Origin of the sequence: Nonomuraea sp. NPDC050536, from assembly GCF_044457685.1 — a bacterium.
In the GTDB taxonomy this organism is placed as follows: Bacteria; Actinomycetota; Actinomycetes; order Streptosporangiales; family Streptosporangiaceae; genus Nonomuraea.
Genome location: NZ_JBITHD010000001.1, coordinates 615,861 through 627,575, shown reverse-complemented (window position 1 = coordinate 627,575; position 11,715 = coordinate 615,861). Strand labels below are relative to the sequence as shown.

13 protein-coding genes are annotated in these 11,715 nt (G+C 69.6%); 4 read left to right on the top strand and 9 right to left on the bottom strand.

The features are described from left to right. Positions 1-63: 63 nt before the first annotated feature. Entirely contained in the window at positions 64-480 is a 417-nt protein-coding gene (locus ACIBHX_RS03260) for a DoxX family protein (protein ID WP_397063722.1), read from the top strand. Positions 481-811: 331 nt separating this feature from the next. Here the strand turns inward: ACIBHX_RS03260 and ACIBHX_RS03255 are convergent, their stop codons facing one another. Both ACIBHX_RS03255 and ACIBHX_RS03250 read right to left on the bottom strand, forming a co-directional pair. Beyond that, positions 812-1,042, bottom strand: a complete 231-nt coding sequence (locus ACIBHX_RS03255; protein ID WP_397063720.1) for a hypothetical protein — start codon at positions 1,040-1,042, stop codon at positions 812-814. Positions 1,043-1,115: 73 nt separating this feature from the next. Beyond that, positions 1,116-2,357, bottom strand: coding sequence for a class I SAM-dependent RNA methyltransferase (locus tag ACIBHX_RS03250; protein ID WP_397063719.1), 1,242 nt, complete (start codon positions 2,355-2,357; stop codon positions 1,116-1,118). A gap of 65 nt (positions 2,358-2,422) precedes the next feature. On the opposite strand from ACIBHX_RS03250, the gene ACIBHX_RS03245 reads away from it, so the two are divergent. Beyond that, a complete protein-coding gene (locus ACIBHX_RS03245; RefSeq protein WP_397063717.1) occupies positions 2,423-4,033 on the top strand; it encodes an alpha/beta hydrolase in 1,611 nt (536 codons plus the stop codon). On the opposite strand, the gene ACIBHX_RS03240 is transcribed toward ACIBHX_RS03245, so the two are convergent. Further along, a complete protein-coding gene (locus tag ACIBHX_RS03240; RefSeq protein WP_397063716.1) occupies positions 4,020-6,050 on the bottom strand; it encodes an APC family permease in 2,031 nt (676 codons plus the stop codon). The two genes, ACIBHX_RS03245 and ACIBHX_RS03240, sit on opposite strands and share 14 nt — an antisense overlap. Positions 6,051-6,153: 103 nt before the next feature. On the opposite strand from ACIBHX_RS03240, the gene ACIBHX_RS03235 reads away from it, so the two are divergent. Next, complete coding sequence (locus ACIBHX_RS03235; protein ID WP_397063714.1) at positions 6,154-6,819, top strand: potassium channel family protein; 666 nt, start codon at positions 6,154-6,156, stop codon at positions 6,817-6,819. Then, positions 6,819-7,478: a potassium channel family protein gene (locus ACIBHX_RS03230; protein ID WP_397063712.1), complete on the top strand. Its 660-nt coding sequence runs from the start codon at positions 6,819-6,821 to the stop codon at positions 7,476-7,478. The genes ACIBHX_RS03235 and ACIBHX_RS03230 overlap by 1 nt, the downstream gene beginning before the upstream one ends. A gap of 224 nt (positions 7,479-7,702) precedes the next feature. Here ACIBHX_RS03230 and ACIBHX_RS03225 read toward each other — a convergent pair whose 3' ends face one another. From ACIBHX_RS03225 to ACIBHX_RS03200, 6 genes are read right to left on the bottom strand one after another with little or no spacing between them, the layout of a single operon-like run. Next, on the bottom strand, positions 7,703-8,371 hold the full coding sequence (locus ACIBHX_RS03225; protein ID WP_397063711.1) for a DUF3159 domain-containing protein: 669 nt from the start codon (positions 8,369-8,371) through the stop codon (positions 7,703-7,705). 4 nt (positions 8,372-8,375) lie between these two features. Further along, complete coding sequence (locus ACIBHX_RS03220; RefSeq protein WP_397063709.1) at positions 8,376-8,762, bottom strand: OB-fold nucleic acid binding domain-containing protein; 387 nt, start codon at positions 8,760-8,762, stop codon at positions 8,376-8,378. A 28-nt stretch (positions 8,763-8,790) separates the two neighbouring features. Continuing rightward, positions 8,791-9,429 (bottom strand): DUF3710 domain-containing protein, encoded by a 639-nt coding sequence (locus ACIBHX_RS03215; RefSeq protein ID WP_397063707.1) that lies wholly within the window; start codon positions 9,427-9,429, stop codon positions 8,791-8,793. A 17-nt stretch (positions 9,430-9,446) separates the two neighbouring features. Further along, positions 9,447-9,884 carry a dUTP diphosphatase gene (gene dut / locus ACIBHX_RS03210; RefSeq protein WP_397063705.1) on the bottom strand — a complete coding sequence of 146 codons (438 nt, stop codon included), beginning with the start codon at positions 9,882-9,884 and terminating at the stop codon, positions 9,447-9,449. Then, on the bottom strand, positions 9,881-10,435 hold the full coding sequence (locus tag ACIBHX_RS03205) for a PaaI family thioesterase (protein WP_397063703.1): 555 nt from the start codon (positions 10,433-10,435) through the stop codon (positions 9,881-9,883). Before ACIBHX_RS03205 ends, dut begins: the two co-directional genes overlap by 4 nt. 11 nt (positions 10,436-10,446) lie before the next feature. After that, positions 10,447-11,619, bottom strand: coding sequence for an AI-2E family transporter (locus ACIBHX_RS03200; protein ID WP_397063702.1), 1,173 nt, complete (start codon positions 11,617-11,619; stop codon positions 10,447-10,449). Between the last annotated feature and the right edge of the window lie 96 nt (positions 11,620-11,715).

The window sequence follows — 11,715 nt, the reverse complement described above, 5'->3', positions numbered from 1 at the left end:
CGTTGAGCAATCCGTCAGGATCTGAGAAGCGCCGCGGGGGACGTCGAGAATAGCGTTCTCGGCATGAGAAAACGCCTCCTCACCGGTTTCTACTGGCTGCTTGCCGTCGAGTTCATCATCGGCGCCGTGACCAAGTACTGGCCGGGGCCGACGTTCTTCGGTCCCGCCTATTCCGTGAAATTCGTGGAATGGGGTTATCCATCCTGGTTCAGATTCGTGATCGGCGCGGTGGAGTTCATCTGCGCCATCCTGCTGGTCATCCCGCGCCGCGAATACCGCTTCCTGGGGGCGGCCATTCTCATCGTCGTGCTGACCGGTGCCACCCTCACCCACCTCATCAACCAGAACCCCTGGTGGGAGAGCACCTCGGCGCCCACCCACCTGGCGATCATGCTGGTGATCGCGTGGACATCCCGTCCGCCGGACCTGCTCGCCTGGGCCAAATCACTCACAAAGCCAATCCAAACCCCATCCCGCTGACCCCACACACCGGGCGGCAGGAAACTGAGTTACTTGCCGCCCACATTCTTTACGGCATCGGTCCTCATTGACCTGAACTCTTGCGAATGCGCCTCAGGCGTTCAGCTGCCAAAACCCGATTAGCCCGCTCCGCCTCTTTGGACGTCAGCGCGGCCTCCTTCTCCTCCTGGCCGGCCCCCTGCCCGGAGGGGCGCCTATCACGCAGAACCGACCTCCTCCAGTCGGCCTCGTCAAGCGCCTGTTTGGCGTCCTCGTACCGCCGCCGAAACTCCTCCGGCCCCCAGGCCGCCATGTCCTCCCTGCCCGCCGCCCTCTACCCGTGGCGGATGCTTCACGAGGGCGGCGGTCTGAAGCGATCGCGGACGATGCGCCCACACTTCATGGTCATGTGGACGCAGAGAATCAAGCATGCGCCGGTGATCAGATAATCCAGCCACGTGTCCCGATCGTCCAGCAAATCCGTAAGCCTCACGACCGCCGCCAGGGGAAAGAAAACGAGCCCGACAACATTCACCCACACGCGCTGCCCTAACGGGACCTTGGCCTGAGCTTCGGACGCCATGCGATCACAATAGCCGCGGCGACCTCGAACGATCACCAGCGAACCCCGCCCCATCGCCCGGGCTTTGGCCTGATCACTCCCTGGTCAGGAGGGCGACGCATTCTACGTGGTGGGTCATGGGGAAGGCGTCGAAGGCGCGGAGGTCCGTGAGGGGGTAGCCGAGGTCCGCGAGCCATGACAGGTCGCGGGCCAGCGTGGCGGGGTCACAGGAGACGTAGACGATGCGGCTCGCCTCCAGGGTGGCGATGCGCTCGACGACGTCGCGGCCGAGGCCCGAGCGGGGCGGGTCGACGACGACGAGGTCCGCGCGTTCGATCTGGAAGCGGTCAAGTGCCTCCTCCACCCGGCCGCGTTCCACCCGCGCCTGCGGGAGGTCGCGGAGGTTGGCGCGGGCGTCGCGGACGGCGGAGGCCTCCGATTCCAGGCCGAAGACCGCGCCGGAGCGGCCGACCCCCTCGGCGAGCCCGGCTGTGAACAGGCCGACGCCGCAGTACAGGTCGAGCGCCCACTCCCCCGGCTCGGGCGCCGCGTAGGAGAGGACGGCGTCGAGCAGCGTCTCGGCGGCGCCGGGATGCACCTGCCAGAAGCCGCTGCCCGCGACCCTGTACTCCCGGTCGCCGACCTGCTCGCGCAGCATGCCGGAGCCCCGGCGCGGCTCCGTACGCCCCTTGCCCGATTCCAGCAGGATCGAGGCGGGCGCGTCGAGCGGCGGGACGGTGACCGTACGGCGTGGCTTGGGCTTGACGACGACCGCGCGGTCGCCCACCGACGAGGCGATGACCTCGACCCCGGCGGCGCCGCCCCACGGGACCTGCTCGGCGCCGACGGCCTCCACCTCGGGGTGCGCGATCAGGCAGGCGTCGACCACCTCGATGTCGTGGGAGCGGTGCCTGCGGAAGCCGAGCGCGCCCTCCGGCGTGACCGCGAACTGCACGCGGCTGCGCCAGCCGAGCCCGTCCTTGGCCCCGGGCACCTCCTCCACCACGACGTCCCTGGTGATGCCGGCCAGCCGTTGCAGCTGCTCGGCGACCACGGCGGCCTTCAGGTTGCGCTGGGCCTCGAGCGTGGCGTGCTGCCAGTCGCAGCCGCCGCAGCGGCCGGGGCCCGCGTAGGGGCAGGGCGGGACCACGCGGTCGGGCGAGGCCTCCAGGATCTCCACGGCGTCGGCGCGCAGGAAGCGGGTGGTCTCCTCGGTGACCTCGGCCACGATGCGCTCGCCCGGCAGGGCGTGCCGGACGAACACGACCCGCCCATCATGGCGCGCCACGCACCAGCCGCCATGGGCTACCGGACCTACCGTCAGCTCGAGTGTCACACGGATACCCTATGCCCTGGCCTGGTCCGCTACGTCCCGGACATGGTCCGATACGCTTTGTGATCGTGGACAACGCGAGCGTGGTGTGGCGGCGGCCCGGCTTCGGCGGGACGCTGGGTGCGACGCTGTTCTTCTGCGCCTCGCTGACGCCCTCGCTGCTGCCGCGGCCCTGGCTGCTGCAGGGTGTGATGGGCGCGATCACCGGCATCCTGGGTTACGGCGTGGGCGTCGCGATCGGGGCCGCCGGACGGCGGCTGCTTCCCGCCAGTGAGCGGGCGCGGCGGCTGTCGTGGCAGATCATGCTCGGCTGCTGCGCGGGGCTGACCGCGGTCGCGCTCTGGTACAGCTACGACTGGCAGCGCGACCTGCGCGCGCTCATGGACATGGACACCCGCATCACCTGGTTCCCGCCGGTGATCCTGGCCGTCTCGCTCGCGCTGTTCACGGTCTTCCTGCTGATCGCCCGGCTGGTACGGCTGGCGGGCCGGAGACTGATCGACTGGCTCGACCGGTTCGTCCCCGTCTACGTGGGCCACGTGGCAGGCGTGGCGATCGTCGGGGTGGTCGTGGCCGTGTTCGCCAACGACGTGCTGTTCTCCGGCTTCGTCGGCACGATGGGCGACCTGTCCTCGGTCACGAACGGCACCACCGACCCGCGGGCGCACCGGCCCACCTCGGCGAAGGTCTCCGGCGGCCCCGGCTCGCTGGTGAGCTGGGCGTCGCTGGGCCGGGAGGGGCGCACGTTCACGGGCGAGGCGGTGACCCCGGCGCAGCTGTCCGCCTTCTCGGGTAAACCGGCGCTCCAGCCGATCCGGGTGTACGTGGGGCTCGACTCGACCTCCTCGCCGGAACAGCAGGCGGCCCTCGCCGTACGCGAACTGGAGCGGACCGGGGCGTTCCAGCGGCGCGTGCTGGCGGTGCTGGGCACGACCGGGACCGGGTGGGTGGACCAGCATCTGGCCGACTCGCTGGAGTTCATGGCCAACGGCGACTCGGCGCTGGTCGCGCTGCAGTACTCCTACCTGCCGAGCTGGGTGTCGTTCCTGGTCGACAGGGACAAGGCGGCGGCCACCGGGGCGGCGCTGTTCGACGCGGTACGCCGGCGGTGGGCGGCGCTGCCCGTGCAGCACCGGCCGAGGCTGGTGGTGGCCGGGGAGAGCCTGGGCTCGTTCGAGCTGGAGTCGGCCTTCGCGGACCTGCGGGCGCTGACGGGCAGTGCGGACGGCGCGCTGTTCGTCGGGCCGCCGAACGTCAACCGGATCTGGAGCGCGCTCACGGCCGATCGGGAGCCGGGCAGCCCGGTATGGCGGCCGGTCTACCAGGGCGGGCGGACGGTCCGCTTCGCGCAGCGTCCCGCGGATCTGGGCCGGCCGCGCGTGGTCTACCTGCAGAACGCCTCGGACCCGGTGGTGTGGTGGTCGCCGCGGCTCGTCTACCACAGGCCCGCCTGGCTGGAGTCGCCGCGGGGACCCGACGTGAACCCGCAGATGAACTGGTTCCCGCTGGTGACGTTCTGGCAGGTGCTGGTCGACATGGCTGCGGCGCAGCAGGTTCCGGCGGCGCACGGGCATGTCTACGGCGCCAACATCGTGGACGGCTGGGCCGCGGTGGCCGCGCCGCCCGGGTGGACCGGCCAGGACACGGCCCGGCTCCGGCAGCTGGTCAGCCCGCCTTGATCTGCTCGTCCTCCCGTAGCGGGCGGCGCACCGAGCCCGGCGCGGCCGGCTCGCGGCGGCCGAGCAGCCGGTCGGAGGAGTGCAGCTGCCACGGCACGCTGGTCACCATCACGCCCGGCTTGAACAGCAGGCGTGCCTTCAGCCGCAACGCGCTCTGGTTGTGCAGCAGGTGTTCCCACCAGCGGCCGACCACGTACTCGGGGATGAACACGGTGACCACGTCCCTGGGCGAGCGGCGGCGCAGCGTCTTGACGTAGTCGAGGATGGGCTGGGTGATCTCCCGGTAGGGCGAGTCGAGCATCTTGAGCGGGATCGGCAGGCCCAGCCGCTCCCAGTCTTCCTGCAGCTTGCGCGCCTCGTCGCCCTCGACGCCGACCGTGATGGCCTCCAGCGTGGACGGGCGGGTGGCGCGGGCGTAGGCCAGGGCCCGCATGGTCGGCTTGTGGATCTTGGAGACGAGCACGATGGCGTGGTTGCGCGCCGGGAGCATCGTCTCGTCGTACTCCTTGTCCAGCGCCAGCTCGGCGGCCACGTTGTCGTAGTGGCGCCGGATGCCCTTCATCATCAGGAACAGCACCGGCATCGCGATGCAGACGATCCAGGCGCCGACCGCGAACTTGGTGAGCAGCACCACGATCAGCACGATCCCGGTCATCACGCCGCCGAAGAAGTTGATCACCCGGGAGCGCATCATCTGGAAGCGGACCTTGGGATCGGTCTCAGTCTTCAGATGCCGCGTCCAGTGGATGACCATGCCGGTCTGGCTCAGGGTGAACGAGACGAACACGCCGACGATGTACAGGTTCAGCAGGCGGCTGACGTCGGCGTTGAAGCCCCACAGCAGCAGGCAGGCGGCCGCCGCCAGGATGACGATGCCGTTGGAGAAGGCCAGCCGGTCGCCGCGGGTGTGCAGCTGGCGCGGCAGGTAGCGGTCCTGCGCCAGGATCGAGCCGAGCACGGGGAAGCCGTTGAAGGCGGTGTTGGCGGCCAGGAACAGGATCAGCGCGGTGACCGCGGAGATCAGCACGAACATGAACGTGCCGCCGCCGAACACCGCGTCGGCCACCTGCGAGATGATCGGCTGCTGGTAGTAGCCGGGACCGACCGGCTGGCCGTTCTTGAGCAGGTCGGTGGCCACCACGGACGGCTCGGCCACCTTCACGCCCGAGGCCAGGCCGAGCGCGATGATGCCGCCGAACATGGTGATCGCGACCAGGCCCATCATCAGCAGCGTGGTGGCCGCGTTCTTGCTCTTCGGCTTGCGGAAGGCGGGCACGCCGTTGCTGATGGCCTCGACACCGGTCAGCGCCGCGCAGCCCGAGGAGAAGGCGCGCAGGATCAGGAAGGCCGCGGCGAAGGAGGTCAGGTTCGACTGCTCGGGCACGATCTCGAAGCCCGCGCTCGGCGCCGTCAGATCGTCGCCGAGAACCAGCAGCCGGAACCCGCCCCACAGGACCAGGCCGATCGTGGACACCATGAAGGCGTACGTCGGGATCGCGAAGGCCAGGCCGGACTCGCGGATGCCGCGCAGGTTGACCACGGTCAGGAAGACCACGACGGCGACGGCGACGGCGGGCTTGTGCTGGGCCACGAACGGCATGGTGGCGCCCACGTAGTCGACGCCGTTGGCCACCGAGACGGCCACCGTGAGCACGTAGTCGACCATGAGCGCGCTGGCCACCGTCAGGCCCGCGTTCTTGCCCAGGTTGGTGGTGGCCACCTCGTAGTCGCCGCCGCCGCTCGGGTACGCGTGCACGTTCTGCCGGTAGGAGGCCACCACGGTGAGCATGACGACCACGACGGCCAGCGCGATCCACGGGCTGTAGGTGTAGAAGGACACGCCCGCCAGCGAGAGGATGACCAGGATCTCCTGCGGGGCATACGCCACGGAGGAGAGGGCGTCGCTGGCGAAGACGGGCAGAGCGATGCGTTTGGGCAGCAGTTGCTCATGGAGCTGACCGCTGCGCAGCGCCCTGCCCACAAGTAGGCGTTTGACAAGATCCGTAACCTTCGCCACGTTACGAGATGCTAGCCCCATGACGGGGCAGCAAACGCGGCGCGCCCCCATCGGGCCATACTGGTGTCGAGTAACCGGCCGAAACCGCGGAGTGCGGAGAGTAATGCATATAGTGATCATGGGGTGTGGCCGGGTCGGATCGACCCTCGCGCACATCCTCGAGGACAACGGCCACTCGGTCGCCATCATCGATCGGGATCCGCAGGCATTTCGCCGGCTCCGCGCCGGATTCCGCGGCCGCCGGGTGACGGGCGTCGGTTTCGATCGCGATGTGCTCACCGAGGCGGGCATCGAGTCCGCGGCCGCCTACGTCGCGGTCTCCAGCGGCGACAACTCCAACATCATCTCGGCTCGGGTCGCCCGCGAGACGTTCGGCGTCGACAACGTGGTCGCCCGCATCTACGACCCCCGCCGGGCCGAGGTCTACCAGCGGCTCGGCATCCCGACCGTGGCGACCGTACGCTGGACCGCCGACCAGATCCTGCGGCGCATCCTGCCCGAGGGCGCCGAGCCGCTGTGGCGCGACCCGAGCGGCACGGTCATCCTCGCCGAGGTCACCGTGCACCCTCGCTGGATCGGCACCCGCGTCGTCGACATGGAACACCGGGCCGGCGCGCGCGGCGCGTTCATCAACCGGATGGGCGAGGCACTGGTGATCGCCGACGACACGGTGGTCCAGGAGGGTGACGTGCTGCACGTCATCGCCGCCGAGAACGACATGGACCGGATCAACAAGGTGCTCGCCGCGGCACCGGAAGAGGACCACTGATGCGCGTCGCCATCGCCGGCGCCGGGGCCGTCGGCCGCTCCATCGCGGCGGAGCTCCTGGAGAACGGCCACGAGGTCCTGCTGATCGACATCGACCCCAGGGCCATCAAGATCGACAGCGTGCCGCGCGCCGAGTGGCTGCTCGCGGACGCCTGCGAGATCGCCTCCCTCGACGAGGCGGGCCTCAGCAACTGCCACGTCGTCGTCGCCTCCTCCGGCGACGACAAGGTCAACCTCGTCGTCTCACTGCTGGCCAAGACGGAGTACGGCGTGCCCCGCGTGGTCGCCAGGATCAACCACCCCAACAACGAGTGGCTCTTCAACGAGTCGTGGGGCGTGGACGTGGCCGTCTCGACGCCACGCCTGCTCAGCGCCCTGGTCGAAGAGGCGGTCAGCGTCGGCGACCTGGTCCGCCTGATGACGTTCCGCCAGGGCCAGGCCAACCTCGTCGAGCTCACCCTCGCCGAGGACGCGCCCGTGGTCGGTCAGCGCGCCGGCTCGGTCCCCTGGCCCACGGACGCCGCCCTCGTCGCCATCCTCCGCGAAGGCCGAGTCCTGGTGCCCACGAACGACGACCCCCTCGAGGCCGGCGACGAACTCCTCTTCGTGGCCAACCAGGAGGTAGAGCAAGAACTCGCCCACCTCCTCTCCAAGCACTGACCCCCGCAACCGCGACCCTCATCGGTCAGGTCGACGCCCTCTTTGCCTCCTCGGACGCATCGAGGGCGTCGATGTCATACTGCGAGATCAGCTCGGCGAACACGTGCCCGATCAGACGGCCTGTGTGAACCCCCATGTGAAGCCGTCGTAGTCCAGCGACTCGCCCGCCAACGCCGAGGAACCCGCCTCACGACACGGTGGACGTCAGGCGGGTGGTGGTTCAGCTAGGCGGGGGCGATGGGGGGCTTGAGGGGGGTGCGGCCGCGGCCGAGGAGCCAGAGCATGGTGCCGAGGGCCGCCACCTGGAGGGGCCAGCCCATGAGGATCTTGGTGATGCCGAGGGCCGCCACCGCCTGGTCGCCGCCGTAGAGATAGACCGGCAGCTGGACCGCGACCCGCACCACGCAGGGGATGAGCAGCAGCCAGGTCAGGCGCGTGCAGAGTTTGACCACGCCGGAGTCCTTGTGCCAGGCCGTGGGGTCACCCGTGACCGAGCCGATGAGGAATCCCACGACCGGCCACCGGGTGATGATCGACAGCAGCATGGCCAGCGAGTATCCGGCGTTCCACAGGATGCCGGGCAGGAAGTAGGCCCTCGCGTCGCCGGAGCGACTGGCGAAGAAAGCGCCGATCGCGATGCCGATGAGGCTGTTGATCACGAACTGCGGCGTGGAACGCTGCACGAGCCGGGCCACCAGCAGCACGACCGACAGCGAGACGCTGATGATGAGCGACAGTTTCAGCTGCTCGGTGGTGATCCACGCGACGGTGAACGCGATGGTCGGGACCGCCGCCTCGACCATGCCCCGCACACCGCCGAGCGCCTTGGCGAGCTGGGCTCGCACGGCCGCTTCCACCGTGTCGTGGGCGACTTCCTCAGCCTCGGCTACCACGTGATCAACTCCCTGGGCGCAGCTCGTATCGAGGATTGAACATCACCTTGCGCCCATCTTGAAGGCTGACGAGACCTTCTGCCTTGACGGTGCGCCCGGGCTCGATGCCCGCGATCTTGCGGCGGCCGAGCCAGACCAGATCGATCACGTCCGACCCGTCGTAGAGCTCGGCCTCCAGGGCCGGCGCTCCGCCGCGCGGACGCAATGTCACTGTACGTAGCGTACCCGCTACGCAGAAGCGCTTACGTCCGCCGCACCTGGCGATGGGGGTGGCGCCGACCTCGTCGACGTCTTCCCGCAGCTCCTGGGCCTCGATCTCGGACTGGGGAGACGCCAGCCGACTGAAGAACCCACGCAATCCCCCGCGTTTGGGGGGCTCTGCCGTACTCATGATGAATCAGCCTATGCGATGGCGGTGGTCAGCGAATCTCGCTGATCTCAGGTCCTCGTTTGAAGGGGTTGAGCCCAGGCGACTCCTCGCCTTCCGCTTCCGCCTGCTCGTTGGGACGGCGCAGCGTGATGGCCTCCTCGCGGGCCATCGGCTCGTCGCCGCGCACGACCACGACGTCGCGGATGTAGTCGAGGAACGCCTCGGCGACCTGCTCGTCGAGTGCCGCTCTGCCGCCGATGACGCCGAGCAGCAGCCAGCGTGGGCCGTCGACGCCCACGTAGCGCACGTCCCGGTCGGCGCCCTCGGCGTTCACCTTGCCGGTGAGCTCGGTGCCGAAGGGGCCCTCGGCCTCCTGCAGGGTGGCGCCGCCGGTGTGCAGCTTGGTCCTGATCTCGTCCCAGAGCCCGCTGGTCTTGGGCGCGGCCAGGGCCTGCAGTTGCAGGGTGCTCTCCTCGTAGATCACGACCACCCCGACGTGCTGGTCGCCCATGGAGGCCAGCCGTACGTCGAAGTCCGGGTTGTGCGGCACGCGCAGGCCACCCAGGTCGATGCGGTCGTTGTCGGGGTGGGGTTCGTCTGCGTCCCACGGCCCGGACTCGCGCGTGGGAGCCTGGCTCTCGACCTCGGCCGCGGGCTCCTGCTGCTCACGACGACGACGTCGGAACACTGTGCTCACTCTCCTGTCTAGCGTCCTGTGGAACCGAAGCCACCATTGCCGCGCGCGGACCCGGGCAGGCGCTCCACCTCGTAGAAGGCGGCGCGCTCGACCCGCTGGACGACGAGCTGCGCGATGCGGTCGCCGCGGCGCAGCTGGAAGGCGTCCTTGGCGTCGGTGTTGATGAGCGTGACCTTGATCTCGCCCCGGTATCCGGCGTCGACCGTGCCGGGGGCGTTGACGAGTGTGACACCGTGGCGGGCGGCCAGCCCCGAGCGCGGGTGCACGAAGGCGGCGAAGCCGTCGGGCAGCGCGATGGCCACCCCCGTGCCGATCATGGCGCGTTCTCCCGGCAGCAGCTCGAGGTCCTCGGCCGCGTAGAGGTCGGCGCCCGCGTCGCCCGGGTGGGCGTAGGACGGCAGCGGAAGCCCGCTGTCGAGCCGCTGGATGAGGACCTCCACGTTCACGGGTTCACCTCGAAATCGGTGTGTTCTGCGGCGATCGCCGCGGCGTCGCCGTGCCGGGCGAAGTGCGCCATGTCCACCTCGATGAACAGAGCGGCCGCCCGGACGGCGACCGGGCCGTCAGGGGCGCCGATGCGCCCCTCAGCCTCAAGGTACGCCTTTCTGCCCGCGATCCCGTTGCACCAGGCGCGCAGGTGGAGTGTCGTGCCGACGGGAACCGGGAGAAGGTAGTCGGTCTCCAGCCGCCCTGTCACATACGGCTTGTGGAACAGCCAAATGGACATTCCGATGACCTCGTCCATCGCCGCAGCGAGCACGCCGCCGTGGGCGAGCATGGGCGCCCCCTGGTGCGCCTCCCCCACCGTGAACTGGGCCTCGACGGTGGCCCCGTCGGGCGTGGTGGCCAGGATGCGCAGCCCCGTCGGATGGTCGGCGCCGCAGCCGAAGCAGCGGCTGTAGTGGGAGCCCAGCTCGGTCCCCGCGGGCGGGGCGTTGAGATGGATCCTGGGCTCCTCGGCCCCGGGCGGCGGGGTCGTCAGGGCGGAACGCGTCACGAGTGACGAGGTTACTCCGAACGGCGAGCCGATTCGTCATCGCCGGGCTCGCGCGGCTCCGGCGCCGACGGCGTGGATGGCGTGGATGGCGACGTGCCGGCTTTGGGCACAGGGGGTCCCGGTGACCGCGTGGGCTGCTTGTCCCTGAGCTCCGGAATCGCCCGGTAGATCACGGCGGCGATGGGCACGGCCACGGCGGCCCCGGCGATCCCGCCCAGGATGCCGCCCACGGCCAGCACGATGATGATCGCCAGCGGGTGGAAGTTGAGCGCCCGCCCCACGATCAGCGGCTGCAGCACGTGGTTCTCCAGTTGCTGCTCCACGATCAGGACGCCGAGGAAGATCAGCGCGAACACCGGCCCCTTGGCGCCCAGGGTGACGAGGGTGGCCACCGTACCGGCGAAGAAGATGCCGACGATCGGGATGAAGCTGGCGAAGAAGATGAGCACCGCCAGCGGCGCCCAGAGCGGGACCCCCATGCCGGCCAGCACGATGCCCATGATCACGCCGTGCACCGCGGCGACGGCGACCGTGCCCTGCACGTAGTGGGACAGCGTGGTCCAGGCGGCCCGCCCTGCCCTGTCGACGCGCGGCGCGACGGAGCCGAACATGCCGTAGAACCAGGCCCAGATCCGGTCGCCGTCCTTGAGCAGGAAGAACGTCACGAACAGCAGCAGCACGATCGAGGCGAGCACCTCGAAGGCCACCGCGCCCGCGGTCAGCACGGTGCTCGTGATGGCAGTGCGCTGCGCGTTGACCATCGTGGCGATCTCGTCCACGTAGCTGGTGAGCTGGGCCTCCTTGATGTGCAGCGGCCCGGTGATCAGCCAGTTCTGCACGTCGCGGACGGTCACCTGGACCTGCTGCACCAGGTTGGGGAACTCGTCGGAGGCCCGCGCGCCGACCAGCCAGCCGATCCCGACAAGGATGGCCAGCGCCACGAACATCGTGATCCAGGTGGCGTAGATCGGGCGCATCCCCGCTTCCCTGAGCGAGCGGGTGAGCGGGAACAGCAGGGCCGTCAGCAGCAGCGCGATGGCCACCGGCAGGGCGACGAAGGTGAGCCGCGCGATGCCCTGGACGAAGAAGTAGACGACCACGCTGACGAGGATCAGGCACGCGCTCCACGCGGCCATCCTGGCCAGCACGGGTGGCACGAGCTTGGTTGGTCCGTCGGTCAGCACGTGTTCAAGACTGGCACGTCGCGGGCGCGGATGCGCGCCGTTATCCGCCGGGCGAAAGATCGGGTCTGTGCAAGGCCTGGCCTGCGTGTCACCTTC

Coding starts and splice junctions, on each gene's coding strand:
- ACIBHX_RS03260 (WP_397063722.1), top strand. CDS start 64: ATGAGAAAACGCCTCCTCACCGGTTTCTACTGGCTGCTTGCCGTCGAG.
- ACIBHX_RS03255 (WP_397063720.1), bottom strand. CDS start 1,042: ATGGCGTCCGAAGCTCAGGCCAAGGTCCCGTTAGGGCAGCGCGTGTGG.
- ACIBHX_RS03235 (WP_397063714.1), top strand. CDS start 6,154: ATGCATATAGTGATCATGGGGTGTGGCCGGGTCGGATCGACCCTCGCG.
- ACIBHX_RS03230 (WP_397063712.1), top strand. CDS start 6,819: ATGCGCGTCGCCATCGCCGGCGCCGGGGCCGTCGGCCGCTCCATCGCG.
- ACIBHX_RS03220 (WP_397063709.1), bottom strand. CDS start 8,762: ATGAGTACGGCAGAGCCCCCCAAACGCGGGGGATTGCGTGGGTTCTTC.